This is a genomic window from Bradyrhizobium erythrophlei (assembly GCF_900142985.1).
Lineage (GTDB): Bacteria > Pseudomonadota > Alphaproteobacteria > Rhizobiales > Xanthobacteraceae > Bradyrhizobium > Bradyrhizobium erythrophlei_B.
In genome coordinates this window covers 4642620-4667305 of record NZ_LT670849.1, presented here as the reverse complement: position 1 = coordinate 4667305, position 24686 = coordinate 4642620, and the positions used below count along the sequence as shown (strand labels likewise).

Below are 24686 nucleotides of genomic sequence, written 5' to 3'. Positions count from 1 at the left end.
TCGCAATAACGACGTGCGGCACACAAAGGATCAGATCATGCCCGACTGGATTCTTGGACTTTTTTGCGCCGTCCTTATCGTGGGCTTTATCTTCTATGCCTTCCGCCAGGGCTTTGCGGTCAAGCCGGACCGGGACAAATCCGGCTTCGGACCAACGACCGACGACAAGTGGATCGGCACCGGCCGCGGATCAGAGGACGGACATACGTTATAGGCCGTTCGGGATCGTTGAAATCCGTCCCGCATCCGACGCAAAAGCCCGGCCTGACCAGGCTGTGTGGAAACGAGAGGCTGCGGTGATCCGGGGCCTCTTTTTTAATTTTTAGGGTCAGGCGAGCCTAATCTTGAGGCTTTGCGAGCCGATGAGATTGATGACCCGCATGATGTTGTAGACAAGAACGCTGAGGGCGGCTTCAGTCTTGACGTTGGTAAGGCCTCGGGTGAGGAACCTGCCGCCAGCCGTCATCCGCTTGATGGTTCCGAACGGGTGTTCAGCCGCGCATCGCCGCTGCCGCATGAGGTGTGGATCGGCTTCGACGCGGGCATTCATGCGTTGAAGCGCGTCCTCGTAAAGGTGTCTTTGAACGAAGCGGCGCTCGACGCGGGTGCATCTCGGCTTGAGCGCGCAACCCGAACAATCGTCGGCGATATACAAGACGCTCTGCTTTCTGGTGAGGATTTGCTTGCGCACCAGTGTTCGGCCCGCCGGACAACGAAAACTGTCGGTTTGCGGCTCATAGATGAAGGCCGTGCGGTCGAAGAAGTCGCCTTGATTGTTGACGGCCCGGTTCGCTGGCACACAAGGCGTGATGCCATCGTTCTCGCAGGCTGCCGCGTCTGCTCCGTTCGAATAGCCAGCGTCCGCCACCACCGTGAGCGTATCGGCCGCCACCGCATCCTTCGTCGCCTTGGCCATCGGATGGAGCAGCCGGTTGTCGGTGGGTTCGGTTGTAACCTCATGGTGGACGATCAGCCCCGTCGCAGCATCGACCGCCGTCTGGACATTGTAGGAAGGAGGCTTGGAGCCTGCCCCTTTACCCATCGGCCGCGCATCGAGCTCACCTTCTACAAGACTAGTCCGATCTTCCGCCTTAAGTCGCGCCGCCAGAGCATCAAGGTCGGTGCGGCGTGCCCTGAGAGCCTGGAGAGCCGCAGCCGTTTGTTCCGCATCGCTATCGGCCCGCTCGCCCGCATCGATGCTGTCGAGGTTGGCAAGATAAGCCGCGATCTGTTGATCGATCCGGCCGGCCTCTTCGGCGACCTTGCGTTCGCCCATAATCCGCTTGGCGCTCGCCACCGCCCGGAACTTCGAACCGTCGAGGGCCACCAGACGGGCCGCAAATAGTCCCTGCTCGCGGCAGAACAGCACGAAGGCCCGGCATGCCCCTACGATCCCGGCTGCATTGTCCCGCCGAAAGTCCGCAATTGTTTTGAAGTCGGGGGCAAGCCGCCCCAACAGCCACATCAGTTCGACATTGCGCCGGCACTCGCGTTCCAGCTTGCGGCTCGAACGAACCTCGTTGAGGTACCCGTAGATATAGAGCTTCAGAAGATCGCGCGGGTCATAGCCGGGCCGCCCGGTCGCCGCCGGTGTCGCTCGAACCAAGCCGAGCCCGAACATATCGAGACCTTCAACAAAGGCATCGATTACCCGCACCGCCGCATCAGCGGCAACGTAATCATCGATCCGTGCCGGCAAAAAACTCGCCTGGTTACGGTCCCCACCTCGAATGTAGCGCATGAAAAAGGCCGCATCATTAATGATGCGGCCTCTCTATCTGATTTGCCCCAGTTCTCACACAGCCTGTCCGGCGGGGCCTTCCATGGCTGTCTCGCATCATGCGTTTGACAGAGTAGCGGAGAGCTGAGTGACAACGTTTAGCTTATCCGCCATTGGAATTACCGCCGCGCTGCGGCTCCCCTGGCTGTCCGCCGAGCTGTCCATTGGTTGGCCCCCGGTCGTGCCTCGCAAGTCCCGGCGAGCGCTTGAGTTGCTCATCCGTTGGCTCCTTGATCATGGGGTCTCCGACCCATTGTTTTGCGTCAGGTCCGCCCGGCATCTTGCTTTGTTGTGCATGCGCCGTAGCTCCGGTTACCAAGAAAGCCGCCGCAACAGCAATCTGAATTGGCTTCATCGTCGATCTCCGTTTTTGCTTTCCAATCTAAATTCAACTTGAGGTTCTGTGTTCCGAAATGCATCACGGCTGCCGGACTGGAACCCATGGAGCTGCCCGCATGGGCACTTCTTAACGACGCGCCAATTCCAGAATCTCGACGTAACTCTGGTGCAATGTCACGGGCAGCTTGCGTCCATCGAAAGCACTCGGTGGCCATGGATGCAGTCATAAAAACGCGGGACCGAAGCCCCTCGAATAGCCCCTCCACGAGTCTAGGAAGCCCGCCGGTGAGTCCTTGGTTAGGGCCGAGGCGCTATCCTCGCTAACGCCTCTGGCCCGGGAGGTCGTTCCCCTTGTCTTTGCGACTGACTTGCTGCGCTCTCTCGTTATCTCGCGGCCGTTCCTGTCCGCGCTCGTCGCGCGCAATGCCTTGATCGGCCGCCGTAGGAGAGTGGCTCGGCATTCCCGCCTGCCCGCCGTGCTTGCCGCCTTGGTCTTGTGGACCTTCTAAATCGTTTTCTTTCGGCATGACGATCTCCTGCTAATTATCGCCAACGGTCACGACAGAACGTTGTTCCCAACATATGCAGCTTGCCAGTTCGCGCTGGCGGGCCCGTGAGCGCGGGACCGAAGCCCCGCGCTCCCGCCGGGTGCGTTGTTCGCCAATTCGCATCGGGCTTCGATCGGCCGCGAGGCATAACCCCGATTCGAGGAGATCGAAATGAGTGACCAGACCAAAGATTGCAAAGAGTGTTTCGGGACCGGCAATGAGCCGCGGATGCGTGCCGTCCAGCCGGGACGCAAGATCCTTTTCCATCCCTGCCCCGCGTGCGGCGGGACAGGCAAGGCACCAGGCAGGCTGATTGAAGGACCTTAGCGTCGGGGGTTGGCCGCTGGTTGGGGCCAGTTCTGCGATTCGGTTGCAATCCAGCGGTTAGCCTCTTCCTCGGTCGCAAAATTCCCGACATGCGAGACGGGGCCATGTCCAGTATTTATGGCAACGGTCCAGCGACCATCCTTGATCATTTTCGAGTGGAATTTGGATTTCTCGCTCATCCCAAGAATACGTGCTTACAGCAGAATGGTTCATTCCCGCCGTTCGTCGGGCACGGCCGGACCTATTAATGGGAGCTCGCGGCCGGCCGTGGACAGGCCGCGTTATCGGCGGGAACCTTAGCCGACGATCGCGGGTTAGCGATCGTCTCTATGGGTTCCAACATGAAACAAGCGACACTTTGGGTTTGGGTTCTGATCTCTGCTTTGGCCCTAAGCGGCTGTGGCGCGAAAGGCGATAAAGGTGACAAGGGCGATAAGGGTGATCCGGGTCAAATGGGACAGGCTGGTCCACCGGGACCCCAGGGTCCTGAGGGTCGGCCAGGAAAGGACGGGCGAGATGGTATTTCTCCGCCCTTACCATTCCGCGTCGTACGGTCCGAGGCCGATGGCGGAATTTCAAAGCCAGCGATGTGCGGCACCAACGAAGTCATGATAAGCGCAACCTGCATCACTAAATCCGGTGAGCCGGGCCAGGCGCCACGGACGCTTGGTGATAGTGGTGCGAGCTGCGATGCCAAACCCGGTCAAAGCGATCCACCGCAAACGGTCATTCTTTGCATCAAGCAATAGGCTGGCGGCTCGTGGTTTTCCAGCCATTACCCACTACACCGCCGCACATCAATCTTCCTCCCGACGTCGTCGCAGGATGTCTTGGCTGATGTTGCCCCCGGAAGTATGGTCGGTCATCAAAGAATGGATCAAAATGAGGGGCGCCAGCATCGCCTGGTCGAGCTGGGGCTGAAAGCGGAGGGAAAGTGAAGAGGCCTCTAAAGGAATATGAGATCAGGCACCTCCTGCACAGAGCGTGGAGCCGACGGCGGCTGGCAGCCTCGCCAAGTGTTCGCAACGCTTTGCAACTGGACCTCAATCGAGAACTCCGCGACGCGCGCGGCGAGACCGTGAAGTATTTCTTCGCCGCCCTTCTCCTCCAAGGCGTGCTGTACCTAGTCTACAGTCGGATTGGCTTCGGGTAACTCCGCGCCGTTGGTCCCTATATCAGCGCAAGAAAAAGGGCCGCCCGAAAGCGGCCCTAAATCTGCGGCTCCAAAAGCTTAGCTACTTTGTTGCGTTCTTGACGGCGTCTTTCACGTCGCCAGCGGCGTTGTGGGCCGACCCCTTCGCTTTATCCATTTTACCTTCGGACTGAAGTTCCTTGTCGCCGGTCACTCTGCCGGCAGCATCCTTGATCGCGCCCTTCGCCTTATCGGCAGCGCCCTTAACGTGTTCCTTGTCCATGTTCCATCTCTCCTCTTTTCTGAAAAGACAACGGACCAAGAGACACGCGGTTTCATTAAATGTATTGGACCTTGGGTTCCTCGATACCAGTCGGCCAGTCCCAAAATGAGATACACGAGCGCGTTTCCGGATAGATCATAGCCGTCGCCATAGCGCGCTGCGCGGCGGTCATGTGGCGGCAAATTCCATCCCGCCACCGATGACGTTTGCCGCCGCGACGTCTACGGCGCCGGTGCGTTATTTTCTAGCCGGGGTGGTAGGGCAGCACACGAAAGAAAAGCCTCTCTCGCGGCCCGAGTGACAAACTCACTTTTGCTTGCCAGCGGCTCATCCCGGTCAGCTCGCGCACCTCGCCGGGCGCCAACCCCGACACACCAGCCACCATCCACGGATGTTGCGGACCGTTAATCAAACGAGCGGTCCAACCCTCGGGAATGACTTCGAGCACGCTATCAACTGCCTGCTCGCGCGGTGTCGCTGCCGCCCACAGTCGATGAGTTAGGTCGTCGGTCAACACAATGACCAGGTGTATGCCGCTTGCGTCCATTGTAGTCGCCTCTCGTGAGAGGGCTAGTAGACATCCGGGCCGACCGCTTGTGGATTCCGGAAAAATACCGGCAGTAAATTGAGTAATTTACTCAGCCACAAGCTCGTTGCGCAAGCCGCTGGCGATGTGGTGTTCTGTTTTCCAATGGATGACGCGCCCGAGTGCCGCAAGCGAGCCAGAGAAGCCGCGGACATAGCCGACAAGATGGATAACCCGCAGGATCGAGCGGCATGGCAGAAGGTTGCCTTGGAGTGGCTTAGGCTCGCAGAGGCCGCAGAGGCACGGAAGAAAAAGTGAAGATCGCTCGGGACGATTGCCTCCATAAGCAAATAGCCCGCTCGTTTTTCGATTGACGCAATGAACGCCAGAGCAGGCGCATCTTCGAGTTCGTCCAGACCCACTACGTCACGCGGACGGCTTGTTTACGCTGATGCTCTGAAATGCCTGCTTCGGCAGCGATATCCTTCTGAGGCAAAGAAAGGACGGTGCCGTCCTTTTTCATGTGGTCACCACGACCATCGAACTGCTTTAGCAACCCGATCTCGAGCATCTTGCCGTCGCCATCCTAGCGAAAAGCGGGCGCAGCGGCGACGCGCAAGCAGGATCGGCTATTTAGTTCCTATTTCATAATAGCGCGGCGCAATGCCGCTATAGCAACCCCCGCTGGTGATGGCGCGTTCACTGCGCATGACTTTGGAGCGGCGAAAAACTGATGACCTCGACGGCAAGCTCACCATTAGCGAGCTCGAGAAGTTGATGTACGAGGTGATCTTGTTACGAGAGAAAGTGGCTCGTGCGGAACTTGAGCGGGCACCACCGGACGCCACGACGCACGGTAGACAATCCTTCCCCAGCCCCAAGCCGTAGCGGCTTCCATCCGACTGCTTTGGAACGATGTATCTGTCAATAGCTTGGCTCAGCGCGACCGGATGCTGCATGCCCCCGCTAGCATCCGATGAAATGGCGGCCCCAGCTTTGCCAGCACGCTGGGGCCGTTTTCCCTTTTGGAACGTTACAGGGCGGGCCGTATTGTCCTACATCACCGCCCTGTAATCGGCATCTATCGGTGACCGAGAGTTCTGTAACGCTCCCGCCCAATACGGGAGCGGCATCATGCCGGATTATCGCGCTTACATCGTCGGACCTGACGGCCATTTTCACAGCTCGGTTCGCCTCAACTGCGCCGATGACTTAGAGGCCGAGAAACAGGCAGAACAGCTTGTAAACGGTCACGATGTTGAACTCTGGCAGCGCGACCGAAAGATAGCCAGGTTCAGTCACGATCCTAAAATCCAGTCAAACTTGAAAAAATAGGGGCGCTCCTCGGTAGTTATGTGAGGGAGTACTCATGACTGAAGACTCTGACCGCAAAGAGTTAGAACGGCGGTTAGCGCAGGCCCGCCGAATGGTCGAACAATCTATGGACGCCCTTACGACCGAGCGTCTGCAGGAACTGATCCGCGATTTGGAAGAGCAATTGAAGTAGGACCGGGCGGACGCCTATTTATTCTTCTGTTGCTGTTTTAAGCCACCTACAGTGGCCGCCAACTCAGCCGGCCTTACTTTTTCGTTCGCGTCTCGGCGTTCCGCGCCAGCTTGATCCATTCGCCAGCGACCTTCAGCCACGCCTCTTTGTCGAGCGGGTTTATTGCCTTCTCAGCGTGCGCTTGGGCATCGGCCGCCTGCTGGCGTAATCGGGCGACGTCATCCATCCAGCCAGAGACCACGCGCTGGCGTTCGGCTCAACTGCTAAATGCTGCCTTACTTCGGCGGCTGTAGTCCGGGGGAGTTGGCCCACTCATCAATATGGGAGGCGGTGTCTGCCTGCCGGGCCCTTCTAAGTAGGGCGTCCCGCTCGGGACCTGGCCGAAGCTCAGAAGCCTTGGCCTTTAGCTCTTCGGAAAAGGTTTTCAGTCGATCGGGAAAAGTAAGTGTGTTCTTGAATCGGCGACGCTGCATGACACAACCTCGGGGTTTACGGGTCCTAACCGTTGGGTTTGCAATTTTTTCAATTCTAATACGTCGAGACCCGCCCTTCAGTTCCGTAGTAGTGAACCCACGCAAATTGGGACAGCGCTACAGACGTATTTTTTCCGGCTACTCCATCCACTGCAAAACTCTACGGTAGTCGCGCTAATGCGGCCCCTTTGATTTTCGAGAGTTACTTTCCGTATGACCACATGCCAGCGCTGTTTCGGATGCCGCTGGGTCTGCGAGGCCCATTCCCATATGCCGTGGGAAGGCGATTATGCTTGCGGCTGTGGTGCTCCTGGCATGCCTTGCCCAGCCTGCAACGCCAGCGATGGAGTTGATCCGCCGAAGACGCCGCCCGGCTTTGTTGAAGATGAGCGCTCATGATCCGCAAGCCCATCGAACTGCCTCCCGCCATCGCTCATGGTTTTATCAATGACATGAAGGCATATTTCGCCGAAGACGATCGGCACAAGCGGGATGAGATTGCGCTGCCACAGCTTCACGTCCTCAGAGAGGCTTCTCTGCGCGCCGCCGCGCACAACAAAAAACCCCGCCGGGTGCCCATCTTTAGGCCGGTCCAACTCAGCGATCGGCCGCGATTGAACCGCGATCGGTCCCAAGACACGGCTCGTGATCGTCAACACGCCCCACAAGCGAGTTCGAATAGAAGTTGTCTGCTTTGCTTGCGTTAGCAGACCATGGAAATCGAGGCGGATAGAGGAAACCTCACTGCTGCCTCGGTCACGCAGTGATTGTCGGAAAAGTCTCTGCGCAAAGTCTCCCAAAAACGGGAATATTGTCGTCAGTAGCTGGAGACTTTCGGGGAATTCTCGTAGAAGTAGCACGCTTGCAGAGACATAAAAAGCGAGTCATCCTACAAAAAACCCTTATTTTAAGGGGTTCTCTCAACTAAGTTGCAAACTATCTAAAGTTGAAAGAGTGCTTGGCTGGGGCGGGAGGATTCGAACCTCCGTATGGTGGAATCAAAATCGGCCATCGCGGTGCCGCACTGGCGGTTGCAGAATTGAAAATCCATCACGACTGATAAGCTTTCTGCCATTTCCTTATCAGTCGCCTGATTCACGCAAGCAAACGGTCAAGAGCAACAAGATTGCTCGTGTTGGACTGGACTTTTGCTGCAAACGGAGCGTTGCTGTTTTTGCTTCAGGCGCCAAACGGGCGCCAGAGGATCGAACCCCGCGGCCAGCTGGCTAAGCGGGGTCGTGGTGGTGCGACGGATAGCGTCGCCTACCGCGGAGGTCCTAGTGGAAAAAGCCAAATCAAAATCCAGCTCGCGCACAAAATCCCGAAAGACTCCTCGATCCGTCGGATCAAAAAACAATAGCGGTGCGCCCCCAACGCCAACACCGCAGCGCAGCGCGACCAAGCATGATCGCGTCCTGGCAATGCTACAGCTTAAAGGCGGTGCAACGATCGCTGCGATGGTACATGCTATCGGCTGGCAGCCGCATTCTGTACGCGCCTTCCTCGCAGGTGTCGTGAGAAGAAAGCTCGGTCTGAACCTCGCGTCAGAGAAAACCAAGTCCGGACGAGTTTATCGCGTTGCAGCTGCAAGGCCGCAGTCAGCAAGCCGCTCGGAGACGGCGGCCCATGGGTAAGAGGAACGTCGCATCTCAAGCGGCCTCCGTAGAAGATCAGATCGCGCATTTGCGCGATCTCGATCTAGCGGGCTTGAGGACCAGTTGGCAAAACCTGTTCGGCCGGACCGCTCCAAAACACATTAGCCGTTATCTGCTATTTCGAATTCTCGCCTATAGAGTTCAAGCCGATCAATTTGGCGACCTCGACGCTGGCACGCTAAAGGTTCTAGAGCGAGTTGAGGGCAGGCGCCGACAGACTCCCGATGTTGCGAAGAGCCTGGCAGCCTCGGACCAGAGACGTTTTGTCCCGCCTCGGGTACAGTTTTGGTTCGCGAATGGGACCGAAAGTCACATCGCGTCATGGTTATGCCCGATGGCTTCGCCTGGAACGGACAGATCTTCGATAGCCTCTCGCAAGTCGCCTTCGCGATCACCGGGACCAAATGGAATGGGCCCCGCTTCTTTGGTCTGCGGGAACGGGTGTCCAGCACGGAGGAATCCCAATGAAGGCGGGATCCCCACAAAAGGTCCGATGCGCGATCTATACTCGGGTGTCGACAGATCAGGGTCTCGATCAGGACTTCAACTCTCTGGATGCACAGTATGAAGCCTCGTCGGCTTACATCAAAAGCCAGGCCCACGCCGGTTGGACCCTGATCCGCTCCAGATACGACGACGGGGGCTATTCGGGTGGCTCGACTGATCGTCCCCATCTGCAACGACTGCTAGAGGACATTAGATCCCGCAAGATCGATGTCATCGTGGTCTATAAGGTCGATCGCCTGACCCGATCGCTGGCCGATTTTGCGAAGTTGGTTGAACTGTTCGATGCCCATGGCGTCTCATTTGTCTCAGTCACGCAACAGTTCAACACGACGACATCTATGGGCCGTTTGACGCTCAACGTGCTGCTGTCCTTTGCCCAGTTCGAACGAGAGGTCACATCCGAACGCATCCGGGACAAGATTGCAGCGTCCAAACGGAAGGGGCTCTGGGTTGGAGGCCCCCTCCCCCTCGGCTATGAGCTAAAGGACAGCAAGCTCCTTATCGTGGATGAGGAGGCCGAGCGGGTTCGGTTGATCTTTCGCAGATATCTTGAGGTCAGCGGGATTAATGAGCTGGCCCGCGATCTCAAGAAAAAGGAAATTCATACCAAGGCCAGGACGTTTAGCACCGGCAAAACGCGCGGCGGCATTCCGTTCGGCAGAGGGACGCTCACGCATCTCCTTCGCAATCGGTTCTTCATCGGTGAGGTCGAATACAAAGGTGAAATTCTGCCTGGAGAACAGCCGGCGATCATGGACCGAAGTCTGTTCGACGCCGTTCAGAAGAAGCTAAGCACGCACCAATCTCACAAAACCCTCACGAGGCAAAAATCCGATCACTTGTTGAAGGATCTTCTGTTCGACGATGCCGGTCATCGCATGATTGCGACCCACGCCACCAAGGCCGGCGTGCGCTATCGCTACTATGCCTCTCAACCCAGCCTGCATGGGGAAGCAAGGACAGCTAAGCTTGGATCGGTTTCACGGGTCCCGGCAACAGAGATTGAGAAAGCCATCGTATCAGCGATCCGGCAACATCTTTCCAAGCAGCCGCCCCTCGGCAATCAACAGGACCTGATCCTTGATCAAACAACGCTGATATCTCTGATTTCGTACATCGAGGTAAAAAAGACCCAACTCGCGATCACGCTGAAACCGATCGATGAGGCGGCTGCTCCCGAGGTTGTCTCGACCGCCTGGCAAAAGCCCCCATTCAAGCGTTCTCGAGAAATCCTGCTACCTCACGGAACGACCCGAGAGAATATTCGACCTGATCGAGCGGAACGTCGCGCTCGACTTGTCAGCGCTATCGCTCGGGGTCGGTGCTGGCTTGATGAAATCGTCAGTGGATCCGTCATCGACGCCGAGCAACTGGCAAAACGCGAGCGGTGCACGGTGCGCCAAGTCAATCTCACCCTCTCGCTTGCGTTCCTGACTCCGCCGCTCGTCAAGGCAGCGGTCGAAGGACGGCTCCCTCGTGGCATCAACATCGAGCGCCTGCGCGATCCCGACGTCTTGTGGAGCCGGCAATTCCAGGACCTCGGGCTGAGCTCGAATTAGTCCTTGTCCGGCTCAAGCTGCGTTCACTCATTCGACTTTTGGCGCTTCTTGCCCACGAGAACGGTCCGCCGATTCCCCGGAGCCCGCTCTGCGGAACGGGAATTTTGCCGCCGGAGACGGAGGCGCAAATACCGCCTTAGAGACCAGGAGGGAAGATTGGAGACAGAATGCGGCCCTCAACAACCGCGAAAAATGGCCGCAAAAGCCGCCTTTCCGCCCACGGTCTCCGACATCTAGGTTTCGGAAGACTGGGTGGTGGGCGCACTAGGGCTCGAACCTGGGACCCGCTGATTAAGAGGCGTATGATTTGCTAGGAAAATCAACGCCCATTCCGACAACTGAGCCGTTAGACCTGCATTGAACCCTCAATGGGTTTCCACTTTGTCGGAATGATGGGTCTCGGTTTGACCCGAGCGCAGGCAAAGCGGATCGTAACTCGTGGGGGCGCGAGTCAGGGGGGCGATTCACGCGTTTCCCCCTCCCCCCGTGGAACTCTTCATCGTCATTCGGAAGGAAAGAAAAGCCGCTTGAGGGCGCCCTTTCTGGCTCCTATTTTTGAGCCAAATTGGCGCGCGAACAACGGACCCGCCACCTCCGGCGTGACCGGTCGTGCGACCTCTGACGACAAACAACGTCGCACTGAACTGGCTGCTCTCAGCCGTTGTCGCACAAAGCTATTGCAAACAAGGTTTTTGGTTTGCGGGCGCACCAAGGCTCGGACGAGGGACCCGCCGATTAAAAGTGAGCGGGCCGCTTCCTCTTATTCATCGGTAACGACGAACTGACGGCTGAGGCCCAACCAACTTTAAACCAACGCCACACCGCAACCGCATGTGAACATGCCGCGCTGAGTCAAACACAGATCACGATTGCCATTGACTAAATCTGAAAATTGCTCCGAAGATTGCTCAGGGAACGCCTTCCCGCACGCGCGGGCCTCTTTCTTAAGCTCCGCATCCTGGAAGCAAGGGGTCTTGAGTCACGCATTCCATCTCCAAAATTGATGTTGCTCATTGGATGATAGTCACCGGATGCATTTTGGTGATGTTGGGAATAGTTGGTTTTGCCTTTCAGAAAAATGCTGACGTCGATGAACCCGAGATCACGCCTACGCCAGATGAGTTAGATTCACCTGATTAAGCTATTGCGCCTGGTCGACATTACAGTGGCGCGAGATGCACGGCGTATTTCGGCGACAAAGCTACGATCGCGTCACGCGCAATTCGTGCTCTCTATTGTTTCGGCTTTTTCGGCACACGTTGTTTTGGTCTGGGCCCACTAGGCGCGCCGTCCCCATGGCAAGGCCAAGCATCCCTGAATGCTTCGATAGCGATAGTAACCCCCGGCTCTTTCACCCGATCGGGATTGTCATTCAAGTACCGCAGAAGGACTTTGGCACTCTGCATAACGCTGCCTTGCGCGGGAGGACATGCGCGCACGTCGGCGGGCAAATTTGGCGAAAAGAGCATCGCGGTCTCAATCATCCCTTCACACGAGCCCGCTGACCGGGCTTCGGCCTGATCGCGAAATGAGTTTTGAACAAGTAGCTCGCAGGAGCTCTGCAAGTCGGTTCCTTTATCGACCACCGTGGCGCTCGCCTTTCCGATCACCAGGAGAACTACGCCGGCAACAATGATATAGACCCGCATTTGGAGTCCCTCGAATAGTGGCCCAATGGCTCATACTGAAATATTGCAGCGAAGCTGTCGTCCGCGCGGCGATCCAGGCGCTCGGACGACTTAGCTCAAAACTAGGGTCTGATCCATTGGTCGGTGGAATGCCGCTGCGGCATACAGGGATACTTCCGCGCGAAGCTCAGCTGAGGCGAGTAGATGCGTCCAGTACCGGGTGTCCTCGAATGCTGCCGCCGAAGCAGAACTTGCGAAACACCGCCGGCCCCTTCAGGAAAACCGGACCAACTCAATGCTGACGGGTCTAGCCTTGATCGGGTTCAAGCTGAACCGTTTTTCGTCCGTCATTAAGCTCTCTGAGTTGGTTCACGTATTCCTCAGGCAGCAACAAATGAAAAGGAGCTTTCATCCCCATGAAGCTCGCTATGCGCCCGAGAAAAGCGGTGCAATTCATCGTGGCCGCATTCCATACCGGCGAAATCTCCTGGAGATGTTTGATGTAAGCAAAGACCCTTTTTGCGTCAGCCTCACTCAGATAGACGCGATAACTGGCCGTCAAATATTGCTCGTCAAGGTCTCCGTAACTCGCCCCAGTCTCGGAGGGAACAAATATGATATGCCCCAAAATGTACGGCAGTTCGTCACCAGCCGGCGCCAGACCCGCGACTTCGACCTCTTTTTCGCCCGTCTTTCCGTACCAAATAAACGCATGACCGTAGGTCGCTGCCGTACGAGCGCGAAAATCAACGTAGTAAGGACCTCTGGCTGTGGTGCTTCGAACCGGCTTTACAACTGCTGTAACTGGAGGAGCGCTCAACCTAACAGCAGCCATGCTCTCAGCGTGTTTTGCCGCCGATCTCGGTGAAGCGTCCTGGCGTTCCTGCGCACCGCTGCTGGAGGCCCCCAAGGCTACGAACGCCGCGAACACCGTGGCTCCAGCCAGATGCTGCAGACTTGGACAGTTCCGAGTCGCTCCAAGCATCTTCGAATCCAAAGATCGAATGCCACAGTCGGCCCATCGCCCCAAGATGAGCGCCGCCTACGTGAGGGTAGACTCTAGCTCACCCCTTCGTCACTAGCGGGGCCGGCGCGGCAACCGGATATTTGCCCAGCGGGCTCTTGCCGACGGGATATTTGCCCATTGGATATTTGCCCACAGGCGCGGCAACTGGCTGAGGCTGAGGGCGTGGGAGGTCGGCAGCAGCTGCTGTTCCGACGAAGGCTAGCGAAGCAACACCTAGAATAACGAATTTCAGCATTGACAGCTCCAATTCGAAATAGACCGCGAACTACTGACGTCTAAAATTAACCTGACGCATGCCACGACCGCAACGGCAGACTGACGATAGGCGGCGCCGACGGCCGTTTTCTGTCAGATGTTGCAAAAATGGTACGATGTTTCACGCATTTGGATACGACGGCTTTGGTTGTCCGAGGCTCAGGATCGACCCTGACGGGACTGCTTCAGGAAAATCGACGGGAAGATCCGACCAGTCCGCGCCATATATGCGCGATAGTTCTCGCCAAAGATTTCCAGCATCATTCGCTCCTCCCTTGCGACGCGGCCAAAGTACAAAATCCCGAATCCGGTGAGGCCCGCGAAGCCAGCGAACCAATTAGGCAGCAGCAACGCCTGTGCGATAGCCCAAAGCCAAAATGCCGAATACATCGGGTGTCGAACTGTCTGGTAAATCCCATGCGTCACAAGCTCATGGTTTTCCCGTACATCGAGACTGATCGACCAATTCCGTCCGAGTGCACGATGTGTCAGATGAAACATAGCTAAAGCCCCAATCGCAAAGAAAAGTCCGAACCATGCGAATGAGGGATGAAAGCCGTAAGCGGCGAACCGGGGTATCGCTGTAGCTACGTAGACGAGCGGCACAAGCCCAAGTCCGGCGAGCGACGTAAGCAGCAACGAGGTTTCCAGAGGGCCCCGAGCGCTCCATACGATCCTTTCACGGCGCGAACGCCGCGCGTACTTGTAGCGTATCAGGAACCAGCCGATCACCAAGGCAACGAAAACGATCTTTGAGAGGGTTGGCGTCATTGGATCAGGCTGCTGTGCCCGCACTCCCCCAGCAGCTCACTTCCGGACGGCGGTGAGCTCGTAATAAGTGCTCCGTCGTCAGCGATCATCGAGACGGCGCCATCCGAGGCGAGCGTCTGGGATTTGGCTGAAATAGGTCCGCATGTGAGCATGAAGTAATCGTACGATGTTCGCCTATCATTTCCGCTGACGAACTGGCAGTGCAATCGGAAGAAGTTGAGGCGGATGCGTCGGTACATGTCGCGGTCGAGCATTAGACTAAGTCTCACAATCCTGACGGTCGCTTCGTTCTCTTTTGACAAACCCATTTCAGCCATCGGCCGGCTTTTGTAAAAGTTCAATGGGTCGACAAGGGCCTGATAATCGCCCCAGAAGATCGCGCGCGACGTGGCGACGCGTTCCATCGCCGCGCGAAAACGCATTGCCTTCGGGTGCAGACCTATCTTGAGTATGGATGATCCAACGCTCAAGAATGTGACGGGAATTCTGTTCCGACCGAGCGCAGGGTCCAGCTTCAGGGCGCGATCAAGAAGATCAACCGCAAGTACGGCGCCAAGACTGTGCCCTATGACCAAAATTTCGTCTGCGGTAGAGTTGCTCGCCGCAGCCACAAGCTCAGTGGCCAACCTGTCTAGCCTTTGCTCGATTTCCGAATTGCCGCATCGAACATACTCCCGAGAAAAAATCCAATCATCGAACAAGTTGCCCAAGTGCAGCCAGCGCCACGGACCCGCAAAAAGGGCTGCGAACCCGAAGAGGCCTCCACCGGTAGCAATGGGAATTGATCCGGTGATTTTGAAAGCAAACACGCCAATCAAGAAGGCGATCGCGATGAGCAGTGCGAACATGACGAATGGATAGAGAAAGAAACCTGCGTAGCGCCAGTTGGTCAGCAAGTAACGCCAAAGAGTGCCGGCCAAAACGAAATCCAGAAAGGCAAGAATGCCAAGGGCAATACGTGAGCCAATGCTTTGACGCCCAAAGGCCTCAATTACGTCGTGCCATCGAACCAGATGGTAATCGGTTTCTACCAGCCAATCGGGACCAGTTGTCGTCACCTTCCATCGGATTTGATCGGCGGTATCACGCAGACCGTCAACGGTCGCTTTCACTGACCAGGTACCTTGGAACCTCGCAATTTCGCGAACAAAGCGTCGTTGCGCGCTAGAGTACGGCGTGATTGGATCATAACCGCCAATATGAAATACTAGCCGCTTCGCCACGGGCGTTCCGGGCTGGGTCTTATTCGCGATTATCTGCGGAGTTGTCATGTTACACACCGCCACGCGCAATGAAATCAATAGTTTAAAGGCGTAGCGAAACGCCGGAGCCAACGGTTGTCAAGCGGGAAACTGTCAGCCAAGGGAGCTCGTGCCGACCTAAGTCTGCCCCGTCTTACTCGAACCATAATGCCAATTGATGCAGCGCCCCGTCGGACTCATCGTCGACGGTGGAACTCTAATCACCAGGTTTGCGGCCACACATCCGAAAGTGACTCGCCGATACCGAAAATTACATCCGACGCCGCGAGCGTCCCCTCAGATCGCTCGCGGCGACTGACAAGAATTTGTGCTGATGCTGTCGGGACGTGCACTCATGCACATTTATACCAGCCAGCTCATTGACCTGTTACTAGTTCTTGTCACCGCGTGGACAGCGCTGGCCATCATCTTTGCTCTATACGCATATTTCGTCGGACTAAGGTACCCGATCAGCGAATCGGTGTTTGGCCGTATCGTGGTCGTCTCATTCTTCATGCTGACCGCCTCGATTTGGCTTCCCATTGTTGCAGGCGCCCTATTGCTATCGCTGCTCGGTCATTTGTGGTCTAGCTTCAGGGCAAAACCAAAAAAGTAGCTTGAGCGAATTCTCCATTTTGGCCGAACCGCCGTGACAGATCTGGCGTTCAAGCTCGTCACCGACGCTGTTTTCCGAAACCGCTGCCGCTCACGAACTAAGCGCAAATCGTCGCCAGCCCATCGGACAATGAAACGCGATCCGATCACAGGGTTTTTGTTTTTGCCGCAATTTCAGATGGCTCGCACAGTTATGTGCCACTTTTTGTGTCCATATCGGGTACTTGCCCGCGGTGCTATCTTTCACCGTGAACCCGCCCTGTGGAAGTGAACAAAGCGCCAGAAAGCGTACGTCCGGCCGAATTGGGCAGGTCTATTTGGTTTATTACGTGTTTTGAAGGAGGGGCAGGTCGTGACAAGTGTTTTGAGACTGAGCTGGATCATTCTGGTCGGCGCGCACGCGTTGTTTCTCCTAGCCGAGAATGCTCGGGCAGACCCATTTAGAGTTGTGGCTATCGGAGCAAGCAACACGTCCGGTTGGATTGTGAGCTCGGAACAGGCCTACCCTCACGTCTTAGAGCAAATGCTCAAGACCGCGGGTTATCAAGTCCAGGTAACGAATTCAGGCCGCCCATTTGACACCACGGCCGGCATGCTCGCACGCCTTGATTCGGCGATTCCCGACCAGACGGACCTGGTGATACTGCAACCCGGAGGGAACGACCGGCGTTTTTTCGTGTCTTCGGAGCGTCGGGCCAACAACATCGCTGAGATAACGGATCATCTACGTAGCCGTCGGATCGCGTTTATCGTCTTCGATCCGGTTTTTCCGGACGATTACTACGCCTTCGATCACATCCACTTCACGCCTGAAGCACATGCGAAAATAGCCGCTGAGCTCATGCCCCGGGTCCTTGCAAAAATTCAGGCGAAACAGACTTCTGCTAAGGGCTCCCGGCCCAACTTAGGACCAGCTAAATAAACTAGTTGCGAGGGTTCGAGGCGGACAGGCACATTTCCAAAAACTAAAGTGGGGCGCTAGCCAACAGCGGGAGAAGACAGCCAATGTCCCATTCTGCATTGAATAAAAGTCTGGGTACAATTGTTGTCGTCGGGACGCTAACACTGAGCGACTTGTTCCGCTTTCCCGCGCATTCGCAATCGTTAGACCGACAACAGATGTGCGAAGCGCAGGCAAATCGGGCATTTCAGGAATTCTCGACAGAGAACAAGGAGCTGACAGCCAAATTGGGCATGACAGCTAAGAGCCACTACAATCCCAAGATTAATCGATGCCTCATTCTGACGGACAATACCTATTTTGACGGAAGGTATCTGCGCAATTATATCAATTTGTGGGATGCACTTAAACTCCGGAACTACGCAAGTTGGTTCTCGCAAACTGAAACACCCGAGTACTCGGTGGAATTAGTAACGTGCGAACTGACGCGTAACTTGAAGGACAAAATAACGTGCACCAATCGCGAAGAGTTCGACGGTTTCATTAGTGAGTACATGGAGGAATAGCGAGATCGCCCGTTATCCCCTGAAGACCGTCCCGCCCACCCGATGTTAAGCGGCAACAGACTTAGACAGGGGGCCTCTGTGGTTCGTCTCTAGCATGCCCGCCACTGTCATACCGGTCAGGAAATTTTGGTAGCAATGCAGCATGGACGTGAAAAAGCTACGCAAAGAGGCTGAAGACTGCCGCCTTGAAGCAGAACGGGCCAGCGATCCTGCCGACAAGGAATTTTGGCTGCGAATAGCTGCGGGGTGGATTGAGCTAGCTCAGGCGGCTGATAGGCAAAAGCCTTTTTGAAGCGGATACGCAGAAAGGCAGGCTTCGTTGCTCGAGCGAATATAAGTTATAAGCACCGTAACCGTGAGCACTGGCAACCTGAGTCCGATCACAATTATTGAAGCTACTACGGGCAACGGCGAGGCGGATTTTAACCCGCCGATTGCCGAGTGGAGCATCTTAGACAACAATGACGGAACCGTCGCTCATGCCTATCGTGACCCGCTGATTAAGAGACAGCCACCGGTCGAGAAAAATCAATGACTTGCAGGTCGCACCTGCGGGCTTATCCGGCAGAAAATGGTCATCCGTCGCACGAGCGTTTGCAGCGCCTGTTAGGGTCGCCTCTGAATACGACCTTGGATGCTCTATAAATTGTGAGCGATCGCAATGACGAGTGCAGATCAGAAGCACGCAAGTTTTTTTTGCTACGCTTGTCTTCGCCGAATTACGGTAAGCCTCCGCTGAGGGCCGCCTTCCCGGATTGGGCTCGATCGTGAGATGATTTGCTCATTAATTTGCAAGCAAATGAGCAAACGTGACAACGGTTACGATTCTGTCCGGTCCAGAGCGACGACGGCGGTGGACCACTGCCGAGAAGCTTCGGATCGTGGAGGAGAGTCTGGCGCCCGGGGCCAGTGTTGTCGAGGTTGCTCGACGACATGATGTTCACCGCAATCTGGTCACGGCCTGGCGGCGGCAGGCCCGCACGGGCGTCCTCGTTTGCGAGCCCGGGCCGATGCAGCGGCAAGCTGACGAAGTCCGTTTTGCGGCGGTCTCCATTGCGCCAGAGCGGCAACCGTCGGCGGCGCCCTCCGGGACCAGCGGTGCGATCGAGATCGAGTTCGCGGCCGGGGCTCGGATGCGGATCACGGGCGCGGTTGACGCCGCGACGCTGAGCGCAGTCGTGGCGGCGCTGACTGATGGGCAGTCACGATGATCCCGTTGCCGGCCGGCGTGCGGGTGTGGCTCGCAACCGGCTATACCGACATGCGGAAGGGCTTTCCGTCGCTGGCCTTGCAGGTGCAGGAGATCCTGCATCGCGACCCGCTGGGCGGCCACCTGTTTTGCTTCCGCGGTCGTCGCGGCAATCTGCTGAAGGTGATCTGGCATGATGGCCAGGGCGCCTGCCTGTTCACGAAGCGCCTGGAGCGGGGTCGCTTCATCTGGCCGAGCCCGGCTGAGGGTGCGGTGACGATCTCGTCGGCGCAGCTCGGTTATCTCCTGTCCGGGATTGACTGGAGGCACCCACAAGAGACGTGGCGGCCGACATCGGTCGGATGAGGCTTTGCACTTCTCGGATCGCGATGGATGTGATTCCATCATCGTTGTGACCACCTCTGAATCGCTCCCCACCGATCTGGCCGCCGCGCATGCGATGATCCTCGCGGAGCGCGCCGCGCGCCTGCAAGCGGAAGCGGTCGCGGCGAGCGCCAAAGCGGAAGCGGCCAACGCGAAGGCGGCCGAAGCACTGATCAGTTACCTCAAGCTCGAGATCGAGAAGCTGCGTCGCCAGATTTACGGCAGCCGATCGGAGCGCAAGGCGCGGCTCTTGGAGCAGATGGAGCTTCAGCTTGAAGAGCTGGAAGCAACCGCAACCGAGGACGAACTGGCGGCTGAGAGGGCGGCGGCTCAGACACAGACCGTCAAGTCCTTCCAGCGTAAGCGGCCGTCGCGCAAACCGTTCCCCGATCATCTGCCGCGCGAGCGGGTCGTGGTCCCGGCGCCGGAGAGCTGTCCTTGCTGCGGGTCATCGAGGCTCTCGAAACTGGGTGAGGACATCACCGAGACGCTGGAGGTCATTCCGCGGCAGTGGAAGGTGATCCAGACCGTGCGCGAGAAGTTCTCGTGCCGGGATTGCGAGACAATCACCCAACCGCCGGCGCCCTTCCACGTGACGCCGCGCGGCTTTGCCGGGCCCAACCTCTTGGCCATGATCCTGTTCGAGAAGTTTGGCCAGCATCAGCCTTTGAACCGGCAGAGCGAGCGCTACGCCCGGGAGGGCATCGATCTGAGCCTATCGACGCTGGCCGACCAGGTCGGCGCCTGTGCGACGACCCTGCAGCCGCTTTATCGGCTGATCGAGCGTCATGTCCTCTCCGCCGAGCGACTGCATGGCGACGACACCACGGTGCCGATCCTGGCCAAGGGCCAGACGGTCAAGGGCCACATCTGGACCTATGTCCGCGACGACCGCCCGTTCCGGGGACGGGCGCCGCCGGCCGCGCTCTATTACGCCTCGCGCGATCGCCGGCAGGAGCATCCTGCCCAGCATCTTCAGACGTTCACCGGCATCCTGCAAGCGGACGCCTACAGCGGCTACAACGCGCTGTACGACCCATCGCGCGCGCAGGGACCCATCATGCCCGCACTTTGTTGGGCGCACGCCAGGCGGCAGTTCTTCGAGTTGGCGGACATCGCCGCCAATGCGAGGCGAGACAAGAACGCCGCGGCGATCTCGCCGATCGCGCTGGAAGCAGTCAAGCGCATCGATGCACTGTTCGACATTGAACGCGGCATCAATGGTCAAAGCGCCGAAGAGCGGCTGCGGGTCCGCCGGCAACAGAGTGCGCCGCTGCTGACGGCGCTCGAAGCCTGGCTGCGCGAGCAGCGTGCCCGGCTGTCGAACTCGTCCGCGGTCGCCAAGCCCATCGACTACATGCTGCGCCGCTGGGACCGGTTCACCCGCTTCGTCGATGACTGGCGGATCTGTCTGACCAACAACGCGGCGGAGCGCGCGCTGCGCGGCTTTGCTTTGGGTCGCAAGTCCTGGCTGTTCGCCGGCTCCGAACGTGGGGCCGACCGCGCCGCCATCATGGCCACCCTGATCATGACGGCAAAGCTCAACGACATCGATCCGCAAGCATGGCTGGCCGACGTGCTCGCCCGCATCGCCGCCACTCCGCAAGGCCGGCTCAATGAGCTACTCCCTTGGGAATGGAAGAAGCTCCTTGTTCAGTCCGCCGCATGATCGGATCACAGAACCACGCGACTATCCCGCGGCCCTCACCGGATGGTTACGAATTACGCCAGCCTATGATGAACTCGAAGAAGCGCACCAAGGCCATGCGGGCCGACCTCCCAGATCCGGACCTGCGACGTCGAGTTTCCAACCCAGATTTAGTTCGTCAGCTCAGGGTGACTTGGCCAGCGAGGCACGCTGGTTTGCCACCGCGCTTGCCGAGACTGATCCCGCCGCATTTCCCCAACTGTTCCGGATATACGTCAGAACAGCCGCCACCTGTGCGTCGCCAAGCCGCCAATCGAAAGCGGGCATGGCGGGGCTGTCGGCGCGCCCGCCGTGGAAACCGCGCGCGTCCCGCGCAGAACGACATGCGACAGCGTCGTTGGATCGTCAGACTGCACCAACGCGCTACCGGCTAATCGCGGAAAGAGATTAACCTCGCCTTCGCCCGAATCCTTGTGGCACGCCGCACAACTGTCCTTGTAAATCGCCCCGCCGGCGCGCATCGCATTGGTGCTGGCCGCGACCGGCTCAGGCCTCGTGCTCGCGACGCCTTTGCCACTGTCCTTCAGATAGGTCGCGATAGCGATGATATCCTCGTCCTTCATCCGGGACGTGGAGTGAGACACGGCTTCGGCCATCGGCCCGGAGGCCAGCGTCCATTTGTTGGTGCCGGTTTTGAGGTACTGGACGAGGTCGTCCCGGGACCATCGCATTTCAATATCGCCAATCACGGATCACGGGCAATGTCGTCCTCGCTCCAATGCGAGATTTTCACTAGCTTCGCATACATGTCTTCATCCTTGGACACGCCGTATTTTGCCCAAATCGCGAAACAGCCGGCCGCGCGAGCCATTTTAACGTCTTTCGCAAGGCTGTCGCCGATGTAAGCCGTGTATGCCACGGACGGACGTTCTTACTCGTGCTGCTTTGGGTGGAGAGCGGTCTTCTCAGCCTCGTGTTGACGGATCAACTCATCGATCCCTTCGAGGGTGCGCTTGTCACTCATCTGTCTTGCGAGCCTCTTGTAACGCTCAATCTTGCTGTCGATCTCGACGCACTTCTCGCACATGCTTCATTCCCGCAATCAGGCGGGTAGCCAACCGGGCTACCTGTTCATATTAGTACTGGGTCGCCTCTTTTTGGTTTCAAACACGCTCCAGGAAGTTGGAGACTGGGCCGGCGGCCGAATTACTCAGCAAGGCTGGTTTCATTGATCGAACTTGGTGACGTAGCCTTTGCCAGCGATCTTCGGACCACCCAGAATGTGTTTGAAGGTCGCGGCGGCCCCGCCGGCCCCCTAAGCTGCTGCGGAGCCGTTTCCCTTTGGAACGTTTGGGCACGGAATGAATCAAACCCGTGACCCGGTAATCGCCCCGCTACCGGAGTTGTGTCCCCCTAGGACAAGGCCCCAGCCTTCCCCCAAAGGCTGGGGCCATTTGATTTGACTTTTCGAAATGAAAGAGGCCGCCCGCTGAAGCGGCCTTACTCGGCCGCGCGAGATTTCACGGCCTGTGCTCAAGGTGAAAAACAGGAGGCACCCGGCGATAGAGCGCGTGCTGGAGTCGTTCCGATACTGAAGAGGCGCGCCTAACACGCTCAACATTTCAGGAACATTTCAATTTCCATTCTGTTTGACGTCTTACACAACGGAGGAAAACCCATGACCACAGAATCAAGAGAAACGGGCTCCCTTATTGGCAGCGATAAGGTCGAAGGAACTGCAGTTTACGGCGCGAACGATACCAAGATCGGCTCCATCGAGCGTGTGATGATCGACAAGCAGACCGGTAAGGTGTCGTATGCTGTCCTTAGCTTCGGCGGCTTTTTAGGTATTGGCGATGACCATTATCCGCTGCCTTGGCAGTCGCTCAAATATGACACTAGCCTTGGCGGCTATCGCACCGGGATCACTGAGAAGCAGCTTCAGGGCGCCCCTAAGTACGGCAATGATAATGCGTGGAACTGGAATGACCCCGCGAGGGCCCGATCTGTAAACGATTACTACGGTGTCGCGATATAATTAACAACAAAGGCCCGCTACGGCGGGCCTTCTTTCGTTATGAGTCAAAACGCTCACCTTGTCAGCCAACGGCTATGGCATCCATGGCACGCCTTCACCCGGACAAGTCTCGAAGGCCGAGTCGCATGGCTGCGTTCGCCTTACGAATTGGGCTGCCGAGAAAATCGCGGGCCAGGCGGTGAAGGGAACTCCGGTCGCTTTCGTAGACAGTAAGGAGCAGAGCGAAGGCCGATCCAAATAGAAGCGAACGAACGATTTCTGAAGTCGTCGGTGTCGCCCACGCAACGGCCTTTCTTGCTCGCAAGACCTTGGAAGCGCGATGGACCCCCTCGGCGCAAAGCCCGTACAGGGTAAACCTTCAGCCCCAGCGGCATACAGCATGGACAGAAGCAACTGTGGCTAGCTTCCCTGCTTCATAGGTGGCAGAAGCCGTTCGGAGTGCAATGACCGTCGGCACGTCTGTCATTTGAGCGGATCATTTGCATCCTTGGATTTCGATTTGCGTGTTCAACTTGATACAGATGGTCACATGGCAGGTCCCGGCATTCCGCCCAGGGAGCTAACAAATGTTGCGTGGTTCCTCAGGAAGCGCCAATGCAAGCGACTTTGTCCGTCATACAGGGGGAACAAAGGATCAGGGCAGCGCGTAATTTTATTGATGGTGGCAAGCTGAGGAGGAAAAAATGCCAGTGATTTTGTTGTGGGGTATTCCCACGCTTTTGGTCATAGGCGGCGGCGGCTATTGGCTGATGCATTTGCATCACTGATCTGCCGCTCCGATGGAGGCCCCGAAATGCTTCGGGGCTTTCTTTCTATCTACGGCGCCGCGCAGTGCGGGCCGCGTGGTGATCCGATCAAAAATAACAGCCTAGTGGAGGTCGGTGATTGGCCGCCTCCTAAAAAAGCCCCAGCGCGGATGCGCCGGGGACCTAATAGTGGGGCGGACATTCCGTTCCCCCATGCTCGCGTGGGAAATGGAAATCGCGCGCAGCCGGGGAAACATTTCCTTAGTTCGACGTGCAGACCTTGACCGACTTCATACCGGTTTCGGCTTCAGTTCGGGTCTTATACACCGTGCCATCGCCCACCACGGTGGTTTCTGTGGTCGTCGGCTTCGTTTCGGTGATTGTGCACTTCTTGGTCTTCGCGTCCTGGACGACGTAGTAAGATTCCGCGAACGCTGGAGCTGCAATTGCAGTGAGCGCTGCGGCAGCAATAATCGCTTTGATATTCATTCTGTCTCCTCCTCAGCCGGCCCGTTGTGGGCACGCCCGCAACAACTGCAATAATTGCCACTCGTTCCCGAAACCCGCTTTGAACCAACCTGCCTGCGCCGCGTTGTCGCACCAAATCGAACAGGAGACACTCGATGTTGGATGTGCGGCTGGCGGCAACGACTTTGGCGATGTTGATTGCTCTGGTGTCAGTCTCCTTAGCGGACGCCGTTAAGGATAAGTTGCCGGAGCCGGCGAGCGACAAAGCACACTCTGTTGCTCAAAGCTCAGCGGAAGCTCGTCCGATCCGAGTCATCCTCCCGGCCTCTTGGGAGCCGAGCAAGGGGCAAGCCGAAACGCAATCGATGAAGTAAGCCCCGGGCCGCCACTTGGTAGGTTGGACGCTCTGAAGCCCGCTAATGGGATGGACCGGCTGCCCCCGCGCGGGATAGTCTGCAAAGATTACCTCACAGCACCCGGAGAGAACGAAAACGCCGATGGCCTACTGAGACAGTACTTTCCGAAGGGCACTGACTTGTCGGTGCAGCGAAGATGTGCCGAACACATTATGTT

29 protein-coding genes and 1 pseudogene are annotated in these 24686 nt (G+C 57.4%); 16 read left to right on the top strand and 14 right to left on the bottom strand.

Annotated elements, in window-relative coordinates; translation table 11 throughout:
• The first annotated feature begins 37 nt into the window (after positions 1–37).
• Positions 38–214 (top strand): hypothetical protein, encoded by a 177-nt coding sequence (locus BUA38_RS36935; RefSeq protein WP_156898646.1) that lies wholly within the window; start codon positions 38–40, stop codon positions 212–214.
• Positions 215–328: 114 nt separating this feature from the next.
• On the opposite strand, the gene BUA38_RS22030 is transcribed toward BUA38_RS36935, so the two are convergent.
• The 5 genes from BUA38_RS22030 to BUA38_RS36930 all read right to left on the bottom strand — a co-directional run bounded on the left by BUA38_RS22030 (position 329) and on the right by BUA38_RS36930 (position 5506).
• Entirely contained in the window at positions 329–1741 is a 1413-nt protein-coding gene (locus BUA38_RS22030) for an IS1182 family transposase (protein WP_072816060.1), read from the bottom strand.
• A gap of 917 nt (positions 1742–2658) precedes the next feature.
• A complete protein-coding gene (locus tag BUA38_RS22015; protein WP_072821162.1) occupies positions 2659–2934 on the bottom strand; it encodes a hypothetical protein in 276 nt (91 codons plus the stop codon).
• Between the two features lie 1295 nt (positions 2935–4229).
• On the bottom strand, positions 4230–4409 hold the full coding sequence (locus tag BUA38_RS22000) for a CsbD family protein (protein ID WP_072821156.1): 180 nt from the start codon (positions 4407–4409) through the stop codon (positions 4230–4232).
• Positions 4410–4653: 244 nt separating this feature from the next.
• Positions 4654–4956, bottom strand: a complete 303-nt coding sequence (locus BUA38_RS21995; RefSeq protein ID WP_072821154.1) for a hypothetical protein — start codon at positions 4954–4956, stop codon at positions 4654–4656.
• Positions 4957–5356: 400 nt separating this feature from the next.
• The gene (locus BUA38_RS36930; RefSeq protein ID WP_156898645.1) at positions 5357–5506 is read right to left on the bottom strand and encodes a hypothetical protein; all 150 of its coding nucleotides are present in this window, start codon (positions 5504–5506) and stop codon (positions 5357–5359) included.
• A 798-nt stretch (positions 5507–6304) separates the two neighbouring features.
• Here BUA38_RS36930 and BUA38_RS36925 point away from each other — a divergent pair.
• A complete protein-coding gene (locus tag BUA38_RS36925) occupies positions 6305–6442 on the top strand; it encodes a hypothetical protein (RefSeq protein ID WP_156898644.1) in 138 nt (45 codons plus the stop codon).
• A 73-nt stretch (positions 6443–6515) separates the two neighbouring features.
• On the opposite strand, the gene BUA38_RS36920 is transcribed toward BUA38_RS36925, so the two are convergent.
• On the bottom strand, positions 6516–6668 hold the full coding sequence (locus BUA38_RS36920) for a hypothetical protein (RefSeq protein ID WP_156898643.1): 153 nt from the start codon (positions 6666–6668) through the stop codon (positions 6516–6518).
• 534 nt (positions 6669–7202) lie between these two features.
• Positions 7203–7550, bottom strand: a complete 348-nt coding sequence (locus tag BUA38_RS21970) for a hypothetical protein (protein WP_156898642.1) — start codon at positions 7548–7550, stop codon at positions 7203–7205.
• A gap of 603 nt (positions 7551–8153) precedes the next feature.
• Here BUA38_RS21970 and BUA38_RS38510 point away from each other — a divergent pair.
• The 4 genes and pseudogenes from BUA38_RS38510 (at position 8154) to BUA38_RS21955 (ending at position 10636) form a co-directional block, all read left to right on the top strand.
• The gene (locus BUA38_RS38510; RefSeq protein WP_338076270.1) at positions 8154–8549 is read left to right on the top strand and encodes a DUF3489 domain-containing protein; all 396 of its coding nucleotides are present in this window, start codon (positions 8154–8156) and stop codon (positions 8547–8549) included.
• Positions 8542–8733, top strand: a pseudogene (locus tag BUA38_RS38620) (DUF2924 domain-containing protein); the annotation flags it as partial. The gene BUA38_RS38510 and the pseudogene BUA38_RS38620, both read left to right, overlap by 8 nt.
• 158 nt (positions 8734–8891) lie before the next feature.
• Complete coding sequence (locus BUA38_RS38615) at positions 8892–9038, top strand: DUF2924 domain-containing protein (RefSeq protein ID WP_338076269.1); 147 nt, start codon at positions 8892–8894, stop codon at positions 9036–9038.
• A complete protein-coding gene (locus BUA38_RS21955; protein WP_072821143.1) occupies positions 9035–10636 on the top strand; it encodes a recombinase family protein in 1602 nt (533 codons plus the stop codon). The genes BUA38_RS38615 and BUA38_RS21955 overlap by 4 nt, the downstream gene beginning before the upstream one ends.
• 1232 nt (positions 10637–11868) lie before the next feature.
• Here BUA38_RS21955 and BUA38_RS21950 read toward each other — a convergent pair.
• From BUA38_RS21950 to BUA38_RS21930, 4 genes are all read right to left on the bottom strand, one after another.
• A complete protein-coding gene (locus tag BUA38_RS21950) occupies positions 11869–12285 on the bottom strand; it encodes a Rap1a/Tai family immunity protein (protein WP_072821141.1) in 417 nt (138 codons plus the stop codon).
• A gap of 286 nt (positions 12286–12571) precedes the next feature.
• Positions 12572–13249 (bottom strand): hypothetical protein, encoded by a 678-nt coding sequence (locus BUA38_RS21945; RefSeq protein ID WP_072821139.1) that lies wholly within the window; start codon positions 13247–13249, stop codon positions 12572–12574.
• Between the two features lie 456 nt (positions 13250–13705).
• On the bottom strand, positions 13706–14317 hold the full coding sequence (locus tag BUA38_RS21935; RefSeq protein ID WP_072821137.1) for a protein-S-isoprenylcysteine O-methyltransferase: 612 nt from the start codon (positions 14315–14317) through the stop codon (positions 13706–13708).
• Positions 14314–15588: a hypothetical protein gene (locus tag BUA38_RS21930; RefSeq protein ID WP_072821135.1), complete on the bottom strand. Its 1275-nt coding sequence runs from the start codon at positions 15586–15588 to the stop codon at positions 14314–14316. The genes BUA38_RS21935 and BUA38_RS21930 overlap by 4 nt, the downstream gene beginning before the upstream one ends.
• Before the next feature lie 325 nt (positions 15589–15913).
• Between BUA38_RS21930 and BUA38_RS21925 the strand changes: the two genes are divergently transcribed.
• The 7 genes from BUA38_RS21925 to tnpC all read left to right on the top strand — a co-directional run bounded on the left by BUA38_RS21925 (position 15914) and on the right by tnpC (position 20882).
• Positions 15914–16174 (top strand): hypothetical protein, encoded by a 261-nt coding sequence (locus tag BUA38_RS21925; RefSeq protein ID WP_072821133.1) that lies wholly within the window; start codon positions 15914–15916, stop codon positions 16172–16174.
• 351 nt (positions 16175–16525) lie between these two features.
• Positions 16526–17095, top strand: coding sequence for an SGNH/GDSL hydrolase family protein (locus BUA38_RS21920; RefSeq protein ID WP_172806071.1), 570 nt, complete (start codon positions 16526–16528; stop codon positions 17093–17095).
• 83 nt (positions 17096–17178) lie between these two features.
• Positions 17179–17640 (top strand): hypothetical protein, encoded by a 462-nt coding sequence (locus BUA38_RS21915; protein ID WP_156898641.1) that lies wholly within the window; start codon positions 17179–17181, stop codon positions 17638–17640.
• A 142-nt stretch (positions 17641–17782) separates the two neighbouring features.
• Positions 17783–17932, top strand: a complete 150-nt coding sequence (locus BUA38_RS36915) for a hypothetical protein (RefSeq protein WP_156898640.1) — start codon at positions 17783–17785, stop codon at positions 17930–17932.
• A gap of 517 nt (positions 17933–18449) precedes the next feature.
• Complete coding sequence (tnpA, locus tag BUA38_RS38815) at positions 18450–18851, top strand: IS66-like element accessory protein TnpA (protein WP_072815717.1); 402 nt, start codon at positions 18450–18452, stop codon at positions 18849–18851.
• Positions 18848–19195 (top strand): IS66 family insertion sequence element accessory protein TnpB, encoded by a 348-nt coding sequence (gene tnpB / locus BUA38_RS21905; RefSeq protein WP_072815721.1) that lies wholly within the window; start codon positions 18848–18850, stop codon positions 19193–19195. The genes tnpA and tnpB overlap by 4 nt, the downstream gene beginning before the upstream one ends.
• A 94-nt stretch (positions 19196–19289) precedes the next feature.
• Entirely contained in the window at positions 19290–20882 is a 1593-nt protein-coding gene (tnpC, locus tag BUA38_RS21900) for an IS66 family transposase (protein ID WP_072825673.1), read from the top strand.
• A 254-nt stretch (positions 20883–21136) separates the two neighbouring features.
• Here the strand turns inward: tnpC and BUA38_RS21895 are convergent, their stop codons facing one another.
• Both BUA38_RS21895 and BUA38_RS21890 read right to left on the bottom strand, forming a co-directional pair.
• A complete protein-coding gene (locus BUA38_RS21895) occupies positions 21137–21592 on the bottom strand; it encodes a c-type cytochrome (RefSeq protein WP_156898638.1) in 456 nt (151 codons plus the stop codon).
• 14 nt (positions 21593–21606) lie between these two features.
• Positions 21607–21780, bottom strand: coding sequence for an HAD hydrolase-like protein (locus BUA38_RS21890; RefSeq protein WP_156898637.1), 174 nt, complete (start codon positions 21778–21780; stop codon positions 21607–21609).
• 759 nt (positions 21781–22539) lie between these two features.
• On the opposite strand from BUA38_RS21890, the gene BUA38_RS21885 reads away from it, so the two are divergent.
• The gene (locus BUA38_RS21885) at positions 22540–22899 is read left to right on the top strand and encodes a PRC-barrel domain-containing protein (RefSeq protein WP_072821127.1); all 360 of its coding nucleotides are present in this window, start codon (positions 22540–22542) and stop codon (positions 22897–22899) included.
• Positions 22900–22957: 58 nt separating this feature from the next.
• A complete protein-coding gene (locus tag BUA38_RS21880) occupies positions 22958–23140 on the top strand; it encodes a L,D-transpeptidase (protein WP_072821125.1) in 183 nt (60 codons plus the stop codon).
• 766 nt (positions 23141–23906) lie between these two features.
• Here the strand turns inward: BUA38_RS21880 and BUA38_RS21875 are convergent.
• Positions 23907–24134 (bottom strand): hypothetical protein, encoded by a 228-nt coding sequence (locus BUA38_RS21875; RefSeq protein WP_072821123.1) that lies wholly within the window; start codon positions 24132–24134, stop codon positions 23907–23909.
• A gap of 134 nt (positions 24135–24268) precedes the next feature.
• Here BUA38_RS21875 and BUA38_RS21870 point away from each other — a divergent pair, with 134 nt between their 5' ends.
• Complete coding sequence (locus BUA38_RS21870) at positions 24269–24487, top strand: hypothetical protein (RefSeq protein ID WP_072821121.1); 219 nt, start codon at positions 24269–24271, stop codon at positions 24485–24487.
• Positions 24488–24686: the final 199 nt, after the last annotated feature.